Source organism: Catalinimonas alkaloidigena (assembly GCF_029504655.1).
Taxonomy (GTDB): domain Bacteria; phylum Bacteroidota; class Bacteroidia; order Cytophagales; family Cyclobacteriaceae; genus Catalinimonas; species Catalinimonas alkaloidigena.
The window spans coordinates 568,790-592,934 of record NZ_JAQFIL010000001.1 but is presented as its reverse complement, the minus strand read 5'-3'; the positions used below and the strand labels follow the sequence as shown (position 1 = coordinate 592,934).

At 43.5% G+C, this 24,145-nt stretch carries 17 protein-coding genes; 5 read left to right on the top strand and 12 right to left on the bottom strand.

The window, feature by feature from the left end:
- Nucleotides 1–36 precede the first annotated feature (36 nt).
- Both OKW21_RS02450 and OKW21_RS02445 read left to right on the top strand, forming a co-directional pair.
- Entirely contained in the window at nt 37–1,698 is a 1,662-nt protein-coding gene (locus tag OKW21_RS02450; protein ID WP_277476857.1) for an NAD(P)/FAD-dependent oxidoreductase, read from the top strand.
- Between the two features lie 29 nt (nt 1,699–1,727).
- On the top strand, nt 1,728–2,648 hold the full coding sequence (locus OKW21_RS02445) for a bestrophin family protein (RefSeq protein WP_277476855.1): 921 nt from the start codon (nt 1,728–1,730) through the stop codon (nt 2,646–2,648).
- Nucleotides 2,649–2,653: 5 nt separating this feature from the next.
- On the opposite strand, the gene OKW21_RS02440 is transcribed toward OKW21_RS02445, so the two are convergent.
- The 8 genes from OKW21_RS02440 to OKW21_RS02405 all read right to left on the bottom strand — a co-directional run bounded on the left by OKW21_RS02440 (nt 2,654) and on the right by OKW21_RS02405 (nt 12,224).
- Entirely contained in the window at nt 2,654–3,442 is a 789-nt protein-coding gene (locus OKW21_RS02440; protein WP_277476853.1) for a TrkA C-terminal domain-containing protein, read from the bottom strand.
- 131 nt (nt 3,443–3,573) lie between these two features.
- A complete protein-coding gene (locus OKW21_RS02435; protein WP_277476850.1) occupies nt 3,574–4,110 on the bottom strand; it encodes a TetR/AcrR family transcriptional regulator in 537 nt (178 codons plus the stop codon).
- A gap of 18 nt (nt 4,111–4,128) precedes the next feature.
- The gene (locus OKW21_RS02430; protein ID WP_277476848.1) at nt 4,129–5,502 is read right to left on the bottom strand and encodes an IS4 family transposase; all 1,374 of its coding nucleotides are present in this window, start codon (nt 5,500–5,502) and stop codon (nt 4,129–4,131) included.
- A 135-nt stretch (nt 5,503–5,637) separates the two neighbouring features.
- A complete protein-coding gene (locus tag OKW21_RS02425; RefSeq protein ID WP_277476847.1) occupies nt 5,638–5,802 on the bottom strand; it encodes a hypothetical protein in 165 nt (54 codons plus the stop codon).
- A 70-nt stretch (nt 5,803–5,872) separates the two neighbouring features.
- Nucleotides 5,873–9,004, bottom strand: a complete 3,132-nt coding sequence (locus OKW21_RS02420) for an efflux RND transporter permease subunit (RefSeq protein ID WP_277476844.1) — start codon at nt 9,002–9,004, stop codon at nt 5,873–5,875.
- A 22-nt stretch (nt 9,005–9,026) separates the two neighbouring features.
- Nucleotides 9,027–10,097, bottom strand: a complete 1,071-nt coding sequence (locus OKW21_RS02415) for an efflux RND transporter periplasmic adaptor subunit (protein WP_277476841.1) — start codon at nt 10,095–10,097, stop codon at nt 9,027–9,029.
- A 39-nt stretch (nt 10,098–10,136) separates the two neighbouring features.
- Entirely contained in the window at nt 10,137–11,438 is a 1,302-nt protein-coding gene (locus OKW21_RS02410; RefSeq protein WP_277476839.1) for a TolC family protein, read from the bottom strand.
- 156 nt (nt 11,439–11,594) lie between these two features.
- Nucleotides 11,595–12,224, bottom strand: a complete 630-nt coding sequence (locus tag OKW21_RS02405) for a TetR/AcrR family transcriptional regulator (protein ID WP_277476837.1) — start codon at nt 12,222–12,224, stop codon at nt 11,595–11,597.
- Between the two features lie 309 nt (nt 12,225–12,533).
- Between OKW21_RS02405 and OKW21_RS02400 the strand changes: the two genes are divergently transcribed.
- Both OKW21_RS02400 and OKW21_RS02395 read left to right on the top strand, forming a co-directional pair.
- The gene (locus OKW21_RS02400; RefSeq protein WP_277476834.1) at nt 12,534–15,554 is read left to right on the top strand and encodes a PVC-type heme-binding CxxCH protein; all 3,021 of its coding nucleotides are present in this window, start codon (nt 12,534–12,536) and stop codon (nt 15,552–15,554) included.
- Between the two features lie 77 nt (nt 15,555–15,631).
- Nucleotides 15,632–16,228, top strand: coding sequence for a riboflavin synthase (locus OKW21_RS02395; RefSeq protein WP_277476832.1), 597 nt, complete (start codon nt 15,632–15,634; stop codon nt 16,226–16,228).
- A 14-nt stretch (nt 16,229–16,242) separates the two neighbouring features.
- Here the strand turns inward: OKW21_RS02395 and OKW21_RS02390 are convergent, their stop codons facing one another.
- A complete protein-coding gene (locus OKW21_RS02390; protein WP_277476831.1) occupies nt 16,243–16,836 on the bottom strand; it encodes a phosphatase PAP2 family protein in 594 nt (197 codons plus the stop codon).
- A gap of 250 nt (nt 16,837–17,086) precedes the next feature.
- A complete protein-coding gene (locus OKW21_RS02385) occupies nt 17,087–17,995 on the bottom strand; it encodes a hypothetical protein (RefSeq protein ID WP_277476829.1) in 909 nt (302 codons plus the stop codon).
- 467 nt (nt 17,996–18,462) lie between these two features.
- Here OKW21_RS02385 and meaB point away from each other — a divergent pair, with 467 nt between their 5' ends.
- Nucleotides 18,463–19,455: a methylmalonyl Co-A mutase-associated GTPase MeaB gene (gene meaB, locus OKW21_RS02380; protein WP_277476828.1), complete on the top strand. Its 993-nt coding sequence runs from the start codon at nt 18,463–18,465 to the stop codon at nt 19,453–19,455.
- On the opposite strand, the gene OKW21_RS02375 is transcribed toward meaB, so the two are convergent.
- Nucleotides 19,452–21,041: an FAD-dependent oxidoreductase gene (locus OKW21_RS02375; RefSeq protein WP_277476826.1), complete on the bottom strand. Its 1,590-nt coding sequence runs from the start codon at nt 21,039–21,041 to the stop codon at nt 19,452–19,454. The two genes, meaB and OKW21_RS02375, sit on opposite strands and share 4 nt — an antisense overlap.
- Before the next feature lie 88 nt (nt 21,042–21,129).
- Complete coding sequence (locus tag OKW21_RS02370) at nt 21,130–23,943, bottom strand: hypothetical protein (protein WP_277476825.1); 2,814 nt, start codon at nt 23,941–23,943, stop codon at nt 21,130–21,132.
- Nucleotides 23,944–24,145: the final 202 nt, after the last annotated feature.

Sequence of the window (24,145 nt, the reverse complement as noted above, 5' to 3'; positions counted from 1 at the left end):
GCTTCCATCTTTTACAAAACTTCTACCATTAGCCATATGAAACGCCCAATCATTTTTGCAGTAGATGATGACCCTCAGGTCTTGCGTGCCATTTCACGTGACTTACGCCAGCAGTATCGCAAAGACTACCGGATCATGAGCACTGTCAACACCCAGGATGCCCTGGATGCCTTGCCAGAATTAAAGAAAAAAGGGGATGAAGTAGCGCTCTTTATCTCTGATCAGAGAATGCCTGACATGCTGGGCGTAGAGATGCTGGAAAAGGCTAAAGCACATTTTCCGAAAGCTAAAAAAGTACTCCTCACTGCCTACTCTGACATTGATGCTGCCATCAAAGCGATAAATGAGGTTCAACTGGATTATTACCTTACTAAACCCTGGGATCCCCCTGAAGAGAAGCTCTACCCTATCATCAACGATCTGCTGGAAGCCTGGCAGATGCAGTATATCCCCGATTACCAGGGCATAAGGGTGATTGGTTATCAGTACAACCCTAAATCTCATGAGATCAAGGATTTCCTGGCAGGTAACCTTGTACCTTATCAGTGGCTGGATATAGAGAAAAGTGATAAGGCCAGAGAATTACTTCAGTTGCATCAGATTGAAGAAAAATCACTACCAGCGGTAGTTTTTGAAGATCAGTCTGCTCTGGCTAAACCAGAAATCAATGAAATAGCGCAAAAGATAGGCATGAAAGTACAGGCTGCTGAACCTTTGTATGATGTGGTCATCATTGGCGCAGGTCCCGCAGGCTTGGCAGCCGCTGTTTACGGGGGGTCGGAGGGGCTGAAAACGCTACTCATAGAAAAGCGTGCTCCGGGAGGGCAGGCAGGGACCAGCTCACGCATAGAAAATTACCTGGGCTTTCCTAACGGCCTGAGTGGTGCAGACCTTACCCGGAGGGCTATCTCTCAGGCCAAACGCCTGGGTACTGAATTTCTTTCCCCGCTGGAAGTAAAAAGCTTACGCCTTCAGGATCAGTACAAAATTCTAACGCTCTCTGATGAAAGTGAAATTAAGACCAAGAGTATTATCATTTCAACGGGAGTGAATTACCGTAAACTGGAAGCAGAAGGAGTACACACTTTTACAGGGGCGGGCGTATACTACGGGGCAGCCACAACTGAGGCAAATGCCTGCGAAGACAAAGACATTTATATCGTAGGAGGAGGAAACTCGGCCGGTCAGGCTGCCATGTATTTATCCAACTATGCCTGTAAAGTATACATCCTTATTCGTAAAGCTGACTTAAGCTCCTCTATGTCGCAATACCTTATTGACCAGATTAACCAGACTCCCACCATTGAAGTGGTACCCCATACCCAGGTGGTGGCAGCTAAAGGTAATGGTCACCTGGAAGCGCTTACCCTTGAAGATGTAAGGACGGAAGAAAAGCGAGCGGTCGCTGCTGCCGCACTTTTCATTTTTATTGGTAACCGACCCTTTACCGACTGGATCAATCTGGATGTAATTAAGGATAAAAAAGGCTTTATAGAAACCGGACGTGAACTTATGAAGTATGAGTCTTTTAAAAAGCTATGGAAACTTCAACGAGAGCCTTACCTGCTAGAAACCAGCATACCGGGCATACTCACTGCGGGCGATGTTCGCGCCGGAGCGATGAACCGCGTAGCTTCCGCTGTAGGAGAAGGAGCTATGGCAATTAAAATGGTGCATGAATATCTCGCGAGTATATAAAAAGCGTCAATGCTTAATCAAACAGAATTATGGTAAGGTACAATTCCAAAGAGTGGCTCAAAAACTTAGTCAACTTTTATAAAAGTTATACACTACAGGTCTTACTCCGCTATGTTTTATATATCGGTTTATTTACCGGCTTTTTCTGCTGGCTTATCATTGACGTAATGGCCTGGGAAGTAAGGCTACATTCCGGTTTCTTTTCTTTACTCGGTATTGTGCTGAGCATATTACTGGTGTTTCGTACCAACACTGCTTATGACCGCTGGTGGGAAGGTCGCAAACAATGGGGGACACTGGTCAATACCTGCCGCACTTTGGCGGTAATGCTACAGGCCATGTTACCCGAAGGTGACATGGAAAACCGCTCCTACTTCGCCAAGCACATCGCTAACTTCTGCATCTCACTAAAAGAACATTTGCGCAAAGGGACAAAGATTGAAGAAATGATAAGGCTCACCGAAGAAGAGAAAAAGGTTTACCCTCATCAGGGGCATATGCCTAATTTTATCAGTTTGCAGATTTTTCAAAGAATCCAAAGGCTGTACGGTGCCGGAGTATTTTCTGAAGCTGACATGATCAACCTGAAGCCACAAGTACAAGCTCTGCTGGATGTGATGGGCGCTTGTGAACGGATTAAAAAAACGCCCATACCATTCTCCTATAATGTGTATATCAAAGTGTTCATCATCGCTTATTGCTTTACCCTACCCTTTGGGCTAGTCTTAGAATTCGGGTACTATACTATTCCTATGGTTATGTTTGTTTTTTTTGCCATGGCTGGTGTAGAACTCATTGGGGAAGAAATTGAAGATCCTTTCGGCCTGGATTGTAATGACCTTCCTACGGGCACTATTGCAGAAACGATTAACCAAAATGTACATCAAATTCTCTATCTCTATTCTAATGTTAAGAAGGAAGAAGAAGAAATGTATGTAAAAGTGTTTTAGCACCTTTAGACTTTAGTAGCCTCATTGGACTTCTGCTCAGCTATAGCTTCCCTGCGCTCTGCTTCCATATTTTCCGAGATGGCCTGTTGACGATTCATTACGCCTGCTCTTCCTTTTTTACGTTCGCTCAATAATTTGAGGGCCGATTCACGGCCATACAAAATCAGGGTATCGCCCTCCCTGATCACCGTATCACCATTGGGTAAGCCCACATACGTACGGTCTTCACGTTCTACGCCAATCAGGTTAAGCCCCTCCTGCCGGAGGTTAAGCACCCTCAGAGGCTTGTCAGTCATCCAGTGTTTACTGTCTACCAGCATTTCAGTGATCTCGTATTCACCGGAAAGATGAAGTATACCGGCATAATCCCTTACTTTGATATCTGTATACTTATTCAGCAAATGATTAATCCAGCGGGACAGCCCTCTGTCTACCCATTTACTTTTGGAAAGGCCCCAGATCAAACCCAGCCCTCCGATGAGGGTAGCCATTTTCTCTAACCATTCGGATGCCCCGGCCTGATCGTCAACAAACGTAAGTACGAGGGTAGCCAATACCGAAACAATCCCTACATTACCGAGTAACATCAAAACCATAATGATACGGCGACGCACAGGATGAGCAACAATTCGCTCTGACTCACGAGTAGTAAAGCCAACACCTGTGAAGGCAGAACGAGCCTGAAAGCGCGCTGTCTGCTCGGAAAGTCCGGTATGTATCAGTGACATGGTAGCAAAGCGCGTCACCAATATTGAGATAGAGATAATGATGATTAAGGTTAGTACGGATGTCATTTGTCTTTGGTATATACTTTTTAGATATAACAAAGATACTTTGACTGATTGTTTTTAGCATTATGCTTGATGTGCCAGCACTGAAGAATTAAATAAGCGAAGGATCACTTCACGAGTATCGTAAATAATTCTTATTCCACACCTTTACAATAAAAGGGTATTACTGTTTTTTCAAGGGCTTCCTTATTAAAATAAAACCCTTTTTGTACAATACTTCTCCCTATCAAAGCTAAAAATGAGCGAAACAGTATTTCCACTTTTTGCCGAACTTCCAGATTGGTGGTGTTCTTTAATATCAGTTCCAGCACCAGTTTTTTTTGTTCATCCGCCCAATGTTTCAGAGGAAAGTAATCCGTAAACTCCTCCATCAGTTGGGGAGAATATCCTGATAAGCGGTCGCTTACAATATGCAATGTTCTGCACCAGTAGTCAGTCAAAGACATTTTGGGATACACAGGCTTATCAAGCTCCTGTCTTAAAAGGGTAGCCTCCATCTCCAATGCCTCTGCAAGCAATACCTTTTTATTGGAAAAGTAGGCGTAAAGCGTCTTTTTAGATACCCCTGACTGCGCAGCAACCATATCCATGGTGGTATGAATTACACCGCTTTGCTTAATCAACGCCAGTGCATTCGTCAGGATATGTTCTTTTTTATTTTCTGAAATCATGATAGCAACTCGTGGACCTTATCCTGTCTCATAATTTATCTGCGAAGCGAGAAGGTATCCATGGCAGAGTTGAGAGAAGATGGCCCACCCTCTCCACATGGTTTTTTCTCCAGGGAAGGGCTGCTTTTTAGTAGGCGTAAACCCGGCCAGGGCAGCGATGATGATCAATGCCTGCTGTACACTGAGTTCTTTTCTGCCACTATGCTTTTCTAAGACTTCTATTTGTAGCGGTTCAAATATTTTCTCTGCAGCTAATTGGGCACTTTCTGCTGCCAGATGCTTAAGCCAGATCAATTGCCAGGCTACAATACAGAGCATAGCAATGGCATGAGATAGTCGTGTGAAAGTATCAAACTGTAGCTTTTCTATCTGCATACCACTCTTCAGCACCATATGCCAGCGTTCAATCACCCATCGTTTCCGGTAATAATCTATCATCAGCAAAGCAGCAGCTTGATCTTCTATATTGATGGTAGTGAGTAAATACCATAGCAGAGGCGGTTCGCTGCGCGGTTCTTCTCCTGCCGGAGTATGTGTTTCTTGAGCTACTACCACCCATAAGTCAATATCTTCTCCTTTTTTATAAGTAGGGACAGGGCATGTGATCTTACCCCAGCTTACCTGCAGCTTAGCATTACGCTCTTTTCTCTTGCTGGTCCTGGGCAGGTAAACTTCTACTTTAGTAGTATTGGGAAAAACCACTTCTTTAAGAAGCATCTTTTCTTGCTCATAATGCACCTTTCGGTTGAGATGATGTGCCCTGAAGAGTAATTCTACATGTTTGGAGCGGCGAGCAGCCATGTACTCATAAAAATCAGATTCTCTGTCGGAGATTACGATCACCTTCTTGGCTTTAGCTAAATGCTGATCCACCCACTGTAGGGCTTCTACCCACCGATAACTTTCTTTTTCTTCTAAAGGATAAAACTGCACCTGCTTTGTACGTCCTGTGGATTGGGGAGGCCACAGCTTTTGTCCTACCAGGCCCAAAGCCGTTCCCTGCTCACTCAGAGCCATGGCCGTATGCAGGCAAAGCCCTGGATTTACATGACTGCCGCCTAAGTCGCCCAGACCTTCAGTAGCGACATGACTGGCATAATTCAAGTCTGTTGTATCCTGACTCACCAAAACCACATCCTGGTCGGCACAGCGCTTGCTCGTTTGCCTATAGTGGCCGTAGCTGACGTCTACTTCCTGTTTGGAAAATATCCGCCAGGCTGATTTACGGAAATTCTCTCCTACTGCACTACTAAAGGAAAGCTCAGGGTTAGCTAAAAGACGATCAGCCATCAGTGACAAACTCTTTGCCTCGCGTTTATCTTCTACTGCACTTCCCATAAACTCTTGCATGCCCCAACTCTCTTCCATCTGTTTACCTCCCTTTTTTTTCAACCTAATTTACAACTTTTATAAGACATGAATAGCTCGTGGACTTGCTGATTCAGGTGTATTAACCAAAGAAAGAGCCGAAGCTCTTCCTATAAAAATCAGTTTTTCCCATGGGATTGATAAACTCCGGGTTGGCGTTTATTTATTCACTGCGGAGGACATAAAGTTTCTCCTCACTTTTTTTCCCGGGTTTCCGTACCTGCTTTGCTCATGCAGATAACGATTGAAATTATCCTGTGCAATAGTCCAGCCATGCTCATACTGCATAGCGATCTCTGCTTTTATATGGTATACGTCAGTCATAATCTTATAAATTTACTTTTAGAAAATACGGGTAACGCAGATGTACGTTACCCTTAGCATCCTTTTTTTGTTAGACTTTTTCTAATTTTTTTCTTGACCGCTCCTTTTTCTGAGTAAAGTCACTTATTATATCTTTTACCCAATCCACAAAATCATAAGCCACAGGTACAACATAAATGGTGAGTACCAGTGAAGAAAGTAAGCCTCCTATGATTACCCAGGCCATTGCATTTTTCCATTCAGCGCCAGCTCCATCTGCCAGCGCAATGGGCAGCATACCGATTGCCATCGCCAGGGTAGTCATCAGGATGGGGCGCAGGCGTTCTTTCCCTGCCTTGATTACTGCCTCGCGAGTGCCTAGGCCTTCAGACTTTAGCTGTCCGGCAAAGTCCACGATCAGAATCGCATTCTTGGCTACCAGCCCCAGTAACATGATCACCCCCAGAATAGCGAACACGCTCATGGTAGACATAGAAAGGGCCAGGGCCAGAAATGAACCAATCAGAGCTACAGGTATGGAGAACAACACGACAAAAGGATAGATAAAGTTATCGTATAGCGCTACCAGGATGAGATAAATCAGGATCAGTGAGATACCAAAAGCAGTGCCTAAAGCGCCAAAGCTCTCATTCTGCCCTTTGATATCTCCCCCCCATACGTAGCCCACATCTTTCATAAAGTCAGCACCAGCCATTTTCGCCTCTATACTTTGAGCAAGTGTACCGGAAGGAACGCCCAGGGCATAGGAAGTTACAGTAACTGAAGGGCGACGATCTTTACGCTCAAGCACTGAAGGCCCACTTGACTGGCTCACTGTCGCAAATTGTGACAGCTTAACCGACCCTCCACTGTTGTTGACAAAAAGAATATTCTTAACATCTTCAGGGTTCTGCCGATTAAATTCATCCAGTTGAATGCGTATGTCGTACTCATAATCGCCATCACGAAACTCGCTATCGTCATTACCACTGAATGCATTCTGCAAAGTAGCTCCTACCATGGCAATATTGAGTCCCAACTCAGACATTTTATCACGGTCAATTTCTACGGACACTTCAGGTTTTCCACTCTCCACAGATACGCTTACATCATTTGCTCCTGGTGTGCGCTCTATCAGTTCTTTTAGCTTCTCTCCACTCGCTACCAGTTTATCATAGTCGCCTCCGCTCAGTGTGAGCTCTATAGGTGCACGACCTGACTGTACCATGCCGCTTACTGCAGCACCAACTTCCACGCCACTAAACTGCTCACGTGCATCTTCCATCACACCGATCATAAACTGCTCCGTGCTCGTACTACGGTCAGCTTTGTCTACCAGCTTTACAGTAAGCTCAGATAAATAAGGATTACCCAGACCAGTACTTCCTACACCTACACTAGGTCCACCTATGTTGGCCAATACAGATACTACTTCTTCTTTTTCCAGCAGCCACTGCTCTATTTCGTAAGTAGCAAGGTTATTACTACGAACTGAAGTGCTCTTGTCATATTCTAAGCTCAGCGTAAATTCTCCTTTGTCACCAGAAGAGAACTGCTCCTGACCGATGATCCCCAGGCTACCGACCCAGCCAGTAAAACCAAAAAGTAAGATGACTATGGTTACAACTACCCACTTACGGCCAAGCGTCCACTTCAGCGTACTTTCATAGAAGTCATTTAAGTTGCTTAGTCCTTTCTCAAACTGAATCAGTACCCATTGTAGCGGATTTTTAGGATTCAGATGAGTAAGCTTAGAGAAGCGTGACATCAGCCATGGAATTAATGTAAAGGACACCAATAAGCTAAAGAGGGTGGCGATGGCTACCGTCCATGAGAACTGGCGGAATACATCAGCTATCAGTGACTCAACCATGGTCACCGGTATAAACACAATCACAATTACCAGGGTGATGGAAAGTGCGGTAAGCCCAATTTCTTTAGTACCATCCAGCACTGCTTTATAAGGCTTCTTGCCCATCTCCATATGTCGGTAGATGTTTTCCAATACCACGATAGAGTCATCCACCAGAATACCAATTACCAGTGACATGGCCAATAAGGTCATCAGGTTAAAAGTATAGCCCATCATGTACATAAAGGCAACAGTAGAGATGAGGGATACTGGTATGGCAATCATTACGATGAGTGCGTTTCTGAAACTGTGCAGGAAGAATAACATCACCACAGCAACCAGTATAATAGCGATAACCAAATCATGAAGCACCGCTTCTACCGCTTCCAGTGTAAATTCGGACTCGTCCTGGGCAACATCAAACTTAAGGTTGCTGTCGGCATAGCGTGCTTCCAACTCAACAAGCTGATCACGAATAGCTTCACTCACATCTACAGTATTGGCATCATTCTGCTTCTGTACTCTAAGCGCAATGGCATTTGCACCATTTAAACGAGCGATACTCTCAGTATCTTTAGTGCCATCAGTAACTTCTGCTACATCACGCACTCTGATTTGACTACCACCTTCACCGGCAACTACTATCTGCTCTCTGATCTGCTCAAGATCAGTAAATTTACCGGCCAGCCTTACAGTAATTTCATCTCCTTCATTCTTCACACTTCCTGTCGGAAATTCCATATTAGCCTGGTTGATGGCCTGGCTCACTTGCAGAAGGGAAACTCCATAATACTCTAGTTTACCTGGGTCTACTGCCACTTTTATCTCGCGCTCTTCTCCCCCCAACAGGCTTACTTCTGCCACACCTTCTATCTGCTGTAGCTCAGGTACAATCTGGTCTTCCATCTCATTATAGAACACCTTACTACTTAGGCTGGAAGTAGCGCTAATCTGCATGATGGGCAGGTCACTAGGCGATACTTTTGAGATAGATGGTGCTTCTGCATCCTCTGGAAGTTCGCTGAGCACATTGTTAATATTACGCTGTGCCTCCTCTACCCTTTGGTTTATATCGGTGCCTGCTTCAAAGTTTACAATTACCAGAGAAGCACTTTCCAGAGATTTTGAGGTAATATCATCTATACGCTCCAGGTCTGCTACTGCATCCTCAATTTCACGGGTTACACTATTTTCTACTTCGCTGGGAGAAGCTCCCGGATAGATAGTAGTAATGGTGATGGTAGGAGCAGAAATGTCAGGAATCAATTGATAGCCTATGTTAGGAAAGGCCAGCACCCCTGCCAGTACTGTTACCAGGAACAGTACTACAATCAGCGTAGGGCGTTTTACGGATATTTCTGAGATACTCATAAATTCTTTTGTTTGGGATGGGTTAGCGGATCACAACTTCAGTACTGTCGCTCAGGTTGATTTGTCCGTTTACTACTACCTGATCATTGATCTGCAGACCGGAAATGACTTCAAGCTCCTCGCCAGAAGTTGAACCAATCACGATAGGCTGCTTATAGGCTACACCCTCATTCACTTTGTATACACTTGCGTTTTGGGTAGAGCCTACCAGCGCCTCGCGAGAAATTACCATCGTTTCTGTCTGGTCATCGCTCTCAAACTGCAGGCTACCGTACATTCCTGCTCTCAGAGGATACTCCTCAGAGTTTGCTACAGTGATGTGTACCGGAAAATTGTGAGCTTTGTCTCCTTTTGCACCTACCATGCTGATGGTACCTTCATATTTTGCCGATGGGTGTACATCTGTTACCACAGTAACGTTCTGCCCTTCGCGGAAGGATAAAAGATCGGCTTCAGGTACCTGAACTATTAGCTTAAGCTTAGATAGCTCTACCAAATGTGCCAGAGGCATGCCGGAAGATACTACAGTACCTTTTTCAAACATTTTCTCAGTAACAACTCCGGAAAAAGGAGCGGTAACCGCTGTCTGGTTGATCTGCTTTCTCAAAACTTTTACCTGGCTCTCAGCACGGGCAAGTCTAAGCTGGGCATTATCTAACTGTACTTTCGCTACCGCATCATTATCAGTCAGGTTCTGGTATCTGCTCACTGACTGTTGTGCGTCTTTGAGGTCTGCTTCTGCAGCAATAAGCTGATAACGTAGCTGGTCATCGTCAATTTTGGCAATAAGTGCCCCTTGCTTTATGCTCTGCCCCTCACTGATCGCCTCTCTTACTACTTCACCCTGGGCCTGTACTTTTACGTCCAGCTCACGATTAGGCTCAAATGTGCCTAGCAAACGTTTAGACTGTGACAATACTTTTTTACTAACTTTTTCTACCTGTACGGGTGTACGACGGGAAAAGTCTCTTTCATATACACGACCTTCTACTGCTGCTTTGTTATCCATTAGTGAGGTGTAGGTCCATGCACCGAGTACAGTCAGAAGGACTCCGGCTATCACGAATCTCCAAACTTTGGTATTGATTTTCATATATGTTCTGCTTAAATGGTTCTTTACTTGATATGTTGATTATTCTATTAGATTTCCAGTAGCTTGCTTGATTTCCAGTTCAGCCAGCTTGAGCTTAACCCAGGCGGTGAGGTAGTCAGTCTGAGCCTGACGTAGTTCGTTTTCGGAGTCAATGACATCACTTACTCCGCTTACCCCTTCTTTGTACTGTAGTTGCATATTGTCATATACCTTCTCAGCAAGGGCCAGGGCTCTTTTTTGTATGCTTACTGCCTGCTGCTGAGTTTCCAGACTTGCCACAGCATTGGCAATTTCGTTTTCTACCTGCTGTTCCAGTAAGGCAATCTGGTCGCGGGTCTGGCTTTGCTGAATTTGCTTCTGCATACGTTGAGAACGCTTGCTAAGCCCATCAAAAATGGGAACTGACAATTGTAGTCCTACGTAACTGACCGGGAACATCTCATAATAGTCTTTGTCAAACTCTCCGAAACCGGTCTGTCCATAAACGCCAGTAGCGTATACAGAGGGTAGGTAGCCCGCCAAAATCTGCTTCTCTTCCAGCCTCTGCACTTCCAGTTGTTTCTCTGCCAGTGCCACATCAGTACGCGTTACACTATCGACCAATACCAACGTTTCTTCTTCCTGCACATGTATCTCAGTATCAATGGCAAACTCTTCTGACATAGGTGTGTTAGTCATCAGCTTCAGCCCGTTAATTAACTGCTGATAAGTCACCTTAAGGTTAGCCATTTGATTAGAAAGGTTAGCCTGGTTCAGTTGAAGACGCTCTACATCAGTGCTTTTGGCAAGGTCATTCTGTCTGAGCAAATCGGTAATTTTCACCAGTCGCTCTATTGAATTAATATTTTGGTTAAGTAAGTTGATCTGTTGGGCCACAGACTGCGCCTGATAGTAGGTACTGGATACACCATACACCACTTCTTCTTTTGACTGCCGCAACTGAAGCTCAGCTATATCCTGCCCTGTTTGAGCGGCTTTAATCCCCACCGGAAGCTGAGGGTTATAGATTACCTGCTGCAGCTGAGCACTAATATTGGTTTGATGGGGCAGGCCAAACGAAAGTGGAATATATTCCGGCCCGCCTTCTCCTCCGAGCCCCAATGCTGCTGCCGGTGCTACCTGCGTAGGAATATCAAAATAGTATTGATGCTGGGCATTTAGATTGATATTGGGTAGGAAGTTATTTTTAACTTCTCTTACCTGCTCCGCAAACAAGGTTTGGTTTTGTTGGCTGATTTTCAGGCTCAGATTTCTCTCCAGCGCTTTGTCCAGCACCTCTTCTAAGGAGTAGCTGTCCGTAGATTGCGCCCACAGGGGGAGCGTCATAACAGCTAATAACATAGTAGGTAAATATTTTTTAAACATGAGGTTAAATTTCTTTTTTAAACATTTGTTTAAACGCAAGCATTACACATGGGTTTAATGTTGATCAAATTTTTTAAATATTATTTTTAAACGGTTGTTTAATTGAGGAATAAAAAAATTTTGCAGCTTATCTTAGGTGTTTTTTAGATAAGCCATAATCATATCAGGCACAATCTCTTTTTGCTCTTCCATAAACTTTTTGAAGGCATCTTCATCCATCTTATGGACATGCTTGAAAATAGGTGTTCCCAGGTAAGGCATCACAATCTGAGAAACGACTATATGCTCAAAGTGCAGAGGGTCTATAGAACGGATATTCCCTTTCTCAGCTTCTTTTTTCAGCTGTTGTGCTAACACAGACTCATTAAACTTTTTCATTTTTTTGTTCATGATGTGCACACAAAACTCAGAATTGTTCCGGCATTCACTCATAATAAAGAAAGGCAAGTCGGGATTTTTTTCCAGATGATCTATCAGTTGAGATATATAAGCCTTTATTCTGTCATGCAAAGGAATATCTTGCGCATTTAGTGTTTCGCTGATAGCACAAGCATACTCTTCAAAATTTTCACTAAGAATAGTTTCGTAAAGACGCTCTTTGCTTCTAAAGTAGTAATTCAAAAGTGCAATATTTACGCCTGCCTCTTCAGCCACATCCCGAATTTTAGTACCCGCATAGCCGCGTTCGGTAAACAAGCGCTTAGCCACCTGACGTATCTTTTGTTCGGTATTATCTTTTTCAGTTTGAATATGTTCCGTCATAACTCTATGCTGTGTATCTTAAAATCATCAAAAAAAGATTACCTATGCCTTAAGCAAGCTAAACTTTATTTACCTATAATCTAGTTTTTCGCTTTCACAAAAGTAGACTTTTCTTATTAACGGACATAACTTTAAATAAGTTTTTTAAACGTGTGTTTAATTTTATTATTTTCTATTAAAGGGCTCTGACTTATAGAGAACGTAAGTTCATCAGCGATTAGATTCTGGTCTTACGCTCGCAACTATTGATTCATAGAAGTTAAATCCATAACTTATTCATCATCACTACTACACTGCACACTATAGCTTATGAAACATGTATTGCCTTTCTTTTTGCTGGTAGCTTTCACTGCCTGCCAACAAGAACCGTCTGACTTATCTGCGAACTATCAAAACCCCATCCACACTTTTGAAATTATGGATGGTTTTAGGATAGAGTTAGTAGCTTCAGAACCCTTGGTAGCCGACCCGCTAGCCATGGAAATAGATGAATACGGACGCATGTATGTAGTGGAAATGCATGGCTACCCCCTGGACGTTGCAGGTAGCGGAAAAGTGAAGCTACTTGAAGATACCAATGATGATGGCTTACCCGATAAGAGCACTGTCTTTGCCGATAGTCTCATACTCCCCACCGGCATTATGCGCTGGAAGAATGGAGTGATTGTCACTGATGCTCCAGACGTCTGGTACCTGGAGGATAGTGACAATGATGGGCAGGCAGATATCAAAGAAAAGATACTTACCGGCTTTGCCCGCTCTAACCCTCAGCACAACCTAAACACACCGCTCTATGGCTTGGATAACTGGATTTACCTGGCTCATGAAAGTACAGTTTCTACTAAATTTTTTCACGAAAAGTTCGGAGGTGAAGGGGAAGAAGTCAGGTTTAATGCAAAACCGGAAATCAAGCTCCCTACCAATGCTAATGGTAGAAATGTAAGATTCAAGCCCGACACTTATGAATTAGAAGCTCTGTCGGGAGAAACCCAGTTTGGACTTAGCTTTGATAGCTGGGGCCATATGCTGATGACCAGCAATGCTACACATCTTTTTCATGAGGTGTTAGCCGCGCCCTATGTGCAGCGTAACCCTAACCTGGCCATTCCGGAGGTTAGCCAGTATCTCCCCTCCTACGGTTATGGCGTAGAAATTTTTCCAATTACCAAAAACCCGGAACATCAGCTTCTTACCGATGTGGGTACCATAACCTCTGCCTGTGGTGTCAACTGGTACCAGGCTGATCTGTTTCCCGAAGAGTTTAAACAAGTGGCCTTTGTAGCTGAACCGGTGCATAACCTGGTACATGCCGATGTGATCAGCGACGATGGAGCCACCTTTAAAGCCGACCGCTTACTAGAAAACGCTGAGTTTCTGGCTTCTACCGATAGCTGGTTTCGTCCGGTCAACTTTTACCAGGGACCAGATGGCGCCCTCTATCTGCTAGACTATTACCGTAAAATTATTGAGCACCCGGAGTGGATGGCTGAAGAAGTAAATGAATCTGGAGAGCTTTATGACGGCACCCATCAGGGCAGAATTTACAGAATTGTGCCTGAGGGCGCAGCAAAAATGTCATTTTTAGATAATATCAATTTAGGTAATGAGACTAATGCATCATTGGTAGAAAAGCTGGCACACCCCAACTTATGGTGGCGCAGACACGCGCAGCGCCTTCTCATTGATCGGCAGGCTAGTGAGCAGGTAAACTTACTCCAACAAATGCTAACAGAACATGAGTCTGCGGTGGGTAGATTGCATGCGCTATGGACATTAGAAGGGCTTAATACCTTGGATGAAAAATATCTCTTATCCGCATTGCAGGATCAGGAAGCCGGCCTAAGAGAAAATGCCATCAAAATTTCAGAAAGCTATATGAATCAATCACCTGCTATCAAAGAAGCGCTTTACCAACTGGTGGATGATGAAAATGCTAAAGTCCGTTTTCAGCTAATATGTAGCCTGGGCTCTATGCGAGAACATAAAGCACAACAGCTGATATGGCAAATGCTAAAGCAGGATATCCATGATGAGTGGGTACAATATGCTGCGCTGAGTTCCGCCCACGATCAGGAAGCAGAATGGCTAGACATGGCCCTAGCTGAATTAACTCATGAACAGGAGCAAAGAGCTGCTCCCTTATTTAGCAAGCTGGCTACGATGATTGGGCACTCTGGTAACCAACAAGCCATACAGAAGCTGATTAATCAGGCTACAGCAAAGGTTCAGGAGCCTCAGTGGTGGCAGGCAGCTTCTTTAAGAGGGTTAGCCAATAGCATTTCTCCAGCTGATGTTTCTCCCCGGATGTATCGTGAATTACTTTCACTGGTCAAGCCTGAGACGGATCCAAAACTTAGGTCAGCAGGTCTTCGTTTGATAGCAGCTTTGGATAGTCCTAAAGATAAAAAACTGCTCAGTTCAGCACTACAACTGGCAATTGAAGCCGTTTCAGACCAGAACGCAGACCCGTACTGGCGCATGGACGCTATACAACTGCTGGCTAGTACTGCTCCTGAACGCTACTGGAAGCAATTGCTGCAACTACTACGGCCTCAGGAGCCTGTGCTTGTGCAAAAAGCAGCGATACAGAGCTTACACAATACCTACGATATGGCTCCATGCGAATTCGTGCTGGAAAAATGGCCTAGCCTTACCCCGGAGCTTAGAGACGAAGCCATCAACGTATTTGCCAATAGCGATGAGCGTATGCTTCTGCTCCTGGAAGCTGTGGAAAAAGAACAGGTAAGTCCGGCCACTATCGGTTGGAGAAGAAGTGTAGAACTGATGAACCATGACACTGAAGCCGTGCGAGTGAAAGCCCGTAGCTTATTGGCAGATAGCAAACCTAATGAAGCCCAGGTACTCAAAAATTACCAAAGTGCTCTTACTTTGGAAGGGAATGCAAAAAGGGGGCTGAACGTTTTTACCGAAAGCTGTGCCCGCTGCCATCAGTTTGGTGGGCAGCTTGGGACGAGCATAGGCCCGGACTTATCTGCAGTAAGAAACAGAAGTAAAGAAGCCATTATGCAAGATATATTGATGCCCAACAAGTCTATTGCCGACGGTTTTGAATTCTGGCAAATTAAGCTCAACAGTAACAAGCAACTCTCGGGAATCATCAGTGCGGAGTCAGTGAGCGCCCTAAACCTGACAGATTTAAGTGCCAATGAAAGCACAATACAGCGCAGTGATATTGAGGAGATCAAAGATATTGGAGTTTCCGCAATGCCTGCCGGACTAGAGAATCAGATTGATAAGCAACAGATGGCTGATCTGCTGGAATTTCTAAAAACACATCCTTCTGCCATTCTTCAGGCAGCCAGCAGGTAGAAAAGAGCAATTTTCTGCAATTGTTTCCGAACTTCCGGGCTTATTATTTAGGTTTACAATTCTAAACCTCATGAATTATGTTTACCGGAATAATTGAAGCCATAGGAGAAGTTGTTGATATTGTAGAAGAAGGAAGTAATCAACATTTTGAAATTAGCAGCCACCTGACTCCTGAGCTCAAAATAGACCAGAGCGTATGTCATAATGGAGTGTGCCTCACTGTCACCTCTTTATCAGATGAGACTTATAAGGTTACTGCCATTGACGAAACTTTGAAAAGAAGTAATCTGAGCGCGTTAAAAAAAGGGAGTAAGGTGAACCTTGAGCGCTGTATGCCCTCCCATGGCCGGTTTGACGGGCACATTGTACAAGGGCATGTAGATTTAACCGCCAAATGTACTGGTATACAGGAGGAAGCAGGCAGTTGGCTTTTTGATTTTTCATACCAAACGGAAAATCAAGAGTACCTTACTGTGGAGAAGGGTTCAATTACGATTAACGGAGTAAGTCTAACCTGCTTTGATTCTACTTTTGAAAGTTTTAGGGTAGCCATTATTCCTTATACTTATGAACATACTAATTTTCATCAACTCAAAACAGGAGACGCTGTAAACCTGGAGTTTGATATTATAGGTAAATATATCAGCAAGATCATAGCTCGTAAGAAATCTTAACGAAGCGTGTTCTCTTACTCAAGTAGGGTCTTTGAAGAAATTGGAGTTCCGTAGAATCGTTTTGTCAGCCATAAATAGAGCTGAACCGTTATCCAACCCACCATTATTCCACCCATTGCACCTATTAAAATATCCCCTGGATAATGTACTCCTACATATACCCGACTGTAAGCTACAATAGCTGCCCACAGGAAGCCCCACATAAACCAGCGAGACCAGTCTTTTAGTAAAAGCCATAAAGAGGTAGCCAAGGCAAAAGTCGTTGAGGCATGGGAAGAAGCGAAACCAAACCTGCCTCCACAACCGGAGACTACATTGATAAGAGAACTAATCTCTGGTTCGTGACAAGGTCTAAGCCTTCCGAAATAAGGTTTCATGAAACCCGAGGTAAGTTGATCAGCCAATCCTACAGCAACTACCACAATTAGCATAAGGAGAGCCCCTTTCCATTTGAACCTGATAACTACCAGAACAACAAGTAACACATATATGGGATACCAGGTAAATTTATAGGTTATCCAATACATTAAAATATCCAGCCATTCGGTATTCAGGCTGTTGAGATATATAAATAACTGTCTGTCTAACTCTTCTAGTTTTTCAATCATAAATTATCCTGCGAATCTGTCCTTAAAAAGTCTTAGCAATTTATAACAACTGACAGAGAAAAACTTCAACTGCCTCCTTAATAGGCACAATTCATTCAAATAGTTTAGCCTTATTGAAGCTATTTCTGCCGGATCAATTTTATAAATACAGCGATGATACAGAGGAGGGCAACCAAAATAAAAGGAAATAAAAAAAACCGCTTAAGATAAGCGGTTAATGGCGTCTACGGTTTGATGGGTTGATGGTCAGCTAATTGGCCAAACCATTCCTGAATATAAACTGATTATAAGCTACACGAAAAGCTTCTACTTCGGGCGCTAGAGAAATAGCATACTCATAATTAGTCAAGGCATCAGCCAATAAATTATTTTGCTCGTAAAATGATGCTAAAATCAGTTTATCAAGAGCTGATTGCTCATCAGTAATTTCAAGTTTGAGTTCTTTTAGCTCCTGAGCGATAGGTGCAGCTTCTTCAGGGGTAAGATGTTTCATACCATAATCATTAGACTGCTGATCTTTGAACTCAGTACTGTTCACAGAGACTATGATCATTCGTTCCTTAGCAATTTTTTCGTCTTTAAAGTTAAGCACAGTTTTAGTATCCTGCACCTCTTCAACTGCAATTACCTCATTGAACATGTTCTTTAGCTTTACCTCATACTTTTCATCAATAGTTGACATGTTTTTCCATCGGAGAATCACTTCATCGTTAAAAACGTCTACCGAGTTAGGAAGGAAAATTTTAACACGGTTTTGATCTATGCCCCTCTCGGCAGAGGCAGTGACAGTTTTATTGCTGGCATTCTTAAGACTTTTAACGTATAAATTAGCATACTTGCTGGCTACATTTCGCTTTTGGTTGCCTACTTTGCTGCTTAGATGATCTATTTCATAGGTACCTTCTTTTCTTAAAGAAAGGGTAGCTCCATTCTGATGAGCTAGTCCTAAGTAAGTGTTACGTTCTACTCTGACTATATCATTGGCCATCAAAGATTGCCCTAATTCCACAGCTTGCCAATGATCGCCCTTCATATATAGCGCTTCACCATCTATTGCCAAAACCTGAAAGACATAATCCTGGGCACAAAGAAGCGTGTTCGCTGATAAAATCAGGCCCAGTATTAAAGAGACGTTCAGAAATAATTTTTTGATCTTCATAATTTTTCCTTCCGTAAGTATAAGCTATGTATGATATTCTGCTAAAATACTATGCTAAATTCGTTCATTACAAAAAAGCATACAACTGGTTAAGTGGTAAAAAATTACAATCGTGACTTCAGATCAAGAAAATTTTAACATCACTCACCTGATGGTATTTATCAAATATACACAAAAATAAATATTTATAATTATAATTTAAAATATACCCTACTGAAAGCAGCTATTTGCTTGAAAAATCTTTAAATAACACAAAAAATCACCCTACTTTTTAGCACAAAAACAATAGTTGGTCTTTAATATCCAATCATTACTTTTAGCCCTCCTAATAAAAACTCTCTTACTTCTACTAAGTTTAAAAATTGGACTCCTATTGTAAACAATTTATCAGAATGTAGCTTATTCGGTGATAAATTTTAGTTTTATTGATAAATATTGACTTTTTATTACGTAATAATGCTTGCACCATGGTCAGAAAAAGGCTCTCATCTCAGGAGTATATTAAAGGAGTTAAGGAGGGGAAACGCTTTGTTCTCAGCCAGGCAATTACCCTGACTGAGAGCACATTACCGACTGACCAACAGCTTGCTGAGGAAATTCTTGAGGCACTACTTCCCTTTAGCGGAAAGTCAGTACGGGTAGGAATTACGGGCGTCCCCGGTGTAGGAAAAAGTACTTTTATCAATGCTATCGGCCCATATCTGATCAGTGAAGGACATAAGCTAGCCGTGTTGTCCATAGATCCAAGCAGTGAGAAAAGCAGGGGAAGCATATTAGGTGACAAAACACGCATGCCTGTGCTGGCACAATCTGCAAATGCGTATATCCGTCCTTCGGCTACGGGCAATACCCTGGGGGGAGTAGCTCAAAAAACACGTGAAAGCATGCTGCTCTGTGAGGCAGCAGGATATGATGTCATCTTTGTGGAGACTGTCGGTGTAGGGCAGTCAGAAACACTGGTACACCAGATGGTAGACTGTTTTATGTTACTCATGCTGGCAGGTGCGGGAGATGAACTGCAAGGCATTAAAAGAGGCATCATGGAAATGACTGATTTACTCGTGATCAATAAAGCGGATGGGCCGTACGCTGCTCCTGCACAGCAAGCCAGGAAAGAATATCAGAATGCCTTGCACCTTTTCCCTGAACCTGAAAGCCAGGTTTTACCTAAGATACTCACTTGCTCAGCCCTGGAAAATAAGGGCATACCTGAGGTATGGAAAGCCATACAGGCATATACAAAAGTGACCCAGGCTAATGGCTATTTTCTGCAAAGGAGGCAAAAGCAAAGACTTCAGTGGCTGCACGAGACGCTAGGCCACCAATTGAAACAACTTTTTTACCAACATCCCGCAATACAGAAAGAGCTAGCAGCTTTTGAGGAAGCGGTTATTAAAGGCACAACCACACCTGGCAAAACAGCACACCTGCTGATGCAAAAATTTACTTCTGCAGTCTAAGACAACTGTTTTTGAGCATTAAAGTATTGCTTTAGTTTAAATTCAGAGCTTTTGATTTCAGAAGGCGAAGGCATTTTTTTCAGCCTCAGTAATTCTTCAACCATCAACATATCCCCATCCCGGTTGAGCCCTAAGACAGCTTTTACATCTCCTTCTTTCACATAGTAAGCCAGAAACTCCTGCTCCTCTACCTTTCCATCAAAAATAATATCATCATAGGCCTTGACATGCCCTACGTAGCGGAGCTTTATACTGTGCTGGGCAGTCCAGAAGAAGGGTACACTATCATAAGTTTTACTCTGACCACTCATATTCGCGCCCGCGATACGACCCTGCTGGCCAGCTACCCGCCAGTGCTCGATACGAACCTGCCGACCGTGATAAGTAAATTCCGCAATATCCCCAGCGGCATAGACATCCTGGCCGGCACTAAAATGTTTGTCTACAACTACTCCCCCATCATCGGCCAGTGTAAGAGCTTTAACATATGATGTGGCCGGTTTTACCCCTACGCCAATAAGCACCAGCTCAGTTTCTAGTTCGTCGCCCTTATCCAGTACGGCCGATTGGACATGTTGATTGCCTTTCAACTGTTCTACTTTTCGGCCCATAAAGAAGTTAATCCCCTCCTTTGCATGTATCTCCTGTATCATTTTACCTACTTTGTCTCCCCAAAGCGAAGCAAAAGGGTACTCTTCCGGGGCTACCACCGTAACTTCACACCCCAGTTTATTCAGGCTCCAGGCACTTTCCATTCCGATGAAAGAAGAGCCTACAATAAGTACTTTTTTCACTTGTTTGGCAGCTTCCATGATCGCTTTGCTATCAGCCATTGAACGAAGCGTAAACACATTCTGTAAATTTGTTCCCGGCATGTCAGGCTTTATCGCTTTACCCCCCGTACAGAGTAGCACTTTGTCGTATTTTATTGTTTGTCCATCAGTAAGGCTAACTTGCTTTTGGGAGACATCCAGCTCACTAACCTCAACTTTATGCATGACTTCAATATCATGATCTTCATAAAATTCGGCCGGACGTAAAGGCATCCACTCATCAGGGGCTTCACCCTGCAAGTACTCCTTACTGCAGTTCGGCCGGTCATAGGGTTTTTCCAACTCTGGAGTAAGCATTAGTATTCTTCCCCGAAAACCGTTACTACGCATGGCTTCAGCCGCGTATTGGGCGGCAGTACCTGCTCCCACTATCAGATTCAGTTGTGAATCTTTTTTATCTCTGCTTTGCATATCAGGCATACGCTGAGACGGCGCATCGTCGGGAACTTTTACGATAATATCCTCTCCTTCAACCTTCACTTCAAAGCTAGGAAGACTATCACAACCAGGCGGCTCGAGGTGATCACCGTTTGTAACATCAAAACAGGCATGGTGCCAGGGACATATTATGCGCTTGCCATGGAGTAAACCATCTTTCAATGGTGCGCCATAATGTGTACAATGGGCGGCCGTCGCAAAAAAATCATCCTGATAACGGGCAAGCAGGACTTCGGTTTCTCCTACTTTTACCTGTTTCATTTCGCCGGGAGCCAATTCATCTTTGCGGGCCACTTTTGCTTGCTGATAGGTCATGGGATAAAATTTAGCAGTTGAAAAAACGTAATATTTCAACCAGCAAGCGCTAAGAGTGTTTATCCTGCCGTCAAGAAAAAAATTCTAATTAACGAGAGAAAGAAAGAATAGAGAATTCGTTTTCAAAGTTTCTATACACATGAAACTGATCGTCGTTATCATAAAACAAGATTCCCACCGGATATCTGCTTTCAATAGGGCGATCCTTGATGAGCGTGCCCTGCCGGTTGAAAAGGTAGGTGAATTCCTGCACTTCGTCCGTCACTGCGTAAATTTCGTTTCCGGCCCCAAAGTCATAATACTGTACTTCCAGCATATCTGAAGTCATAGCCGCCGGACTCATGTAATTTTTTTCAAACATGAGCTTACCCTCATAATTCAGCACGCCAAACAAACGCTCATCCTGTCGGGCAATGATAAATGTCTTCCCTAATGCATCTATGCTTAGCTGAAAGCGCGTCTGTGTGGATGGGCGATAAAGCTGCTCTCTTTTGGTGATATTTCCCTGAAGGTTAAATGAAATGATTTCACCATGCAGACTCACCGTGGTAAGAACTGTATTTGTCGGATTACTGCCTAAGTCTGTATAGGCTACACTCTGGATAGGTTTGTCCAGGTTAATAGGAAAACCGGCATAAGGTTGCCCCCTCCTGTTGAGGGAGTAGATAGAACCATCCTGTTGAATAGCGATAATAAAATCTTTATTGCCTACCCTAACGTGAAAGGGAGCGGTAGCCAGCGCAGCATTGACAGTGGCATTGGGATTCCACCCTTCAAGGGATTCCCTGTCTTTATTGAACATCCAGAGCCTCCCCGCTGTATCGCTGACCAAAAAGCGGTAGTTTTTGCTGTTATCATAGTCTATCAGGCTAAGGTAACGGATACGAACATCCTCTGGCATATAAGAAGGGTAACCTGAGACGTACGCCCCGGTACGGTCTATGAGGTGGATAGCACTATCAGTAGCAAATAGATACTGTAGATTTCCGTTTTTGAAATAATCTATCTGATATACTTCTCCGATGATGGCATTCTGGAGAGAGTCTTTCCAGAGAATTTCACCATCGGTTTCGGCCAGATAAAGTTGATTTTTCTGATCCTGAAAAAGCACTTCAAGTGTCTGATCTGTGTGATCCCGAACCACAAAAGGTTTGGTCTGTAAGGGATAATCTACAAACAAGCGACTCACATCGCTAAACTGCTCTGATTCTCCTTCTGAAGAAGATAATGGCTCATAGCTTATTGCAAAGCTCGTATAAAAATCCTCGTCTGCCTTACTAAATTGTATGGCTAGGTGATCAAAGTTTTTAAGCACATCGGCATGAGTATTTGCAAACTGCTTCCATTTTGAAGAAAGGTGCTCTCGTAACAGACTCCAGCAGCGTGAGGTATTGACAAACACACTTACATTAGACTCATCTAATGCCGACTCCAGAAACCTGACCTCCTGAATGGATTTATCCCAGGTATTTTCAGCCTCACGGTCAGCAATCAGGCGCTTGAGGGCACGTATACTATTGGCGAAAATAACATAGCGATCTGTGAGCATGTAAAAACATTGGTCAAAACCAAGGGCTATAGGTCCCAGCATGGCGGCAGGAAACTCTTTGTAACTTATTTCACCGATCTGGTAACCAGCAAACTGCTCTGAATAGCTTATGCCTTCCACTTCACGACTTAACTTGGTTTCCAGTTGGCGTAGGCTTATACTGGCTTTCGCAGTATCTTTGGTCTCCAGAAGCAAAATCTTATCCGGCATTTTGGTATCTATGGATTCCAATACCATCAATCCCATTTCACCTTCAAACCAGCTAAGGAGGTTTTGCAGGCGGACATCATAAAGCTCGCTAAGATTCTTACGGTAGCGTTGGGTTTGCTTTACCAGCTTCTCATTTGCCTGCTCCTGCTGACGATACAGTTTCTGTAACCATCCCTCCCCATTCTGAGCGGCAAAATGATAGAGCACTGCCGTTCTTTCGGGTACATACTGGTATAGATTGATGGCCTGGGGCTGCTCTTCCTCAAAGGTACTAAGCCATACAGGAGTCTCTTGATCTTGAACGGAGCCTGCCTCTGCTTCTTTTTGTTCAACTTTGCTGAACCCATTGAACAAGATTTGATTATCTGTAAGGTTTACATCCAAAAACACAGTCTCACTTAACTGGGCCAGGGGCTGCAAATAGGGTAAGAATTCATTGGTGGTAAATACTGACAGAAGAAGAGGCAACTTGGCCATGTTCAGGTAGAGATTACCTTCATCGTTTGCCAGCTTAGGGACCTCATCTCTTGAGGCATTATGATAAAGAAAACTATGCTCCTGAAACTCAGTCTCTATATTTCTTACTACATCTTCAATCAGAAATGGTGTAAAACTACCTACAAAAATGTCACGATGAACTAGATAAGAAAACTGTCTCCCACTATTCTCATCAGTCAGTTCACTGATGCGGAAGCCGTTGAACATTCTGCTCTCGCTTTTTATATTTTCTTTTTCCTGAAACCGTTTGAGTGCCTGACTTAGCCCATTGTGCTCTCTGGCATTGTCTAATCTAAAAAAGTAGGTGAAGTCAAAGTTATCTTTGGAGATCACATGGGTACCTATCAGTAACTGTTTCCCCGTGAAGAACTGCTTAATATTTGCCAGGCTATCCATCAACTCCATATGCCCTTCCATGCTTTGGTACGCCTCAATACCTTGCAGGTTTTTCCAAAGCTGACTACTTTGTAGTTTTTCCCAGGTGGCCGGTAATTCAGCGGTTTCATATACCAGAGCCGCACTCTCGGGCACCATAGCCCAAAGTGGAATCTCTTCTTCCTGCTTCCATCGACGTTCTACATAAAATAATACTACCGTAAGTAAAAGCAGTATCGCAATTACCCAAAAAACTCTTTTATTCTTCAAATTACCTGTTTACATTAAATTTTGGCTCTTACCAGCGCTGGCACAATGTCATTAAGTTAAGGAAATAACCAGCTTCAGCCGCGTCGGAGGGCCGATTGTATCTGAAGCCTCTAGATGTATTCAAGTCTAAGACTTAAACAAGCTTACCACTTCAGTCAGAGACTGAAGTGAGGTTCGTAAAAAGCTTAACTTAATGGCATTG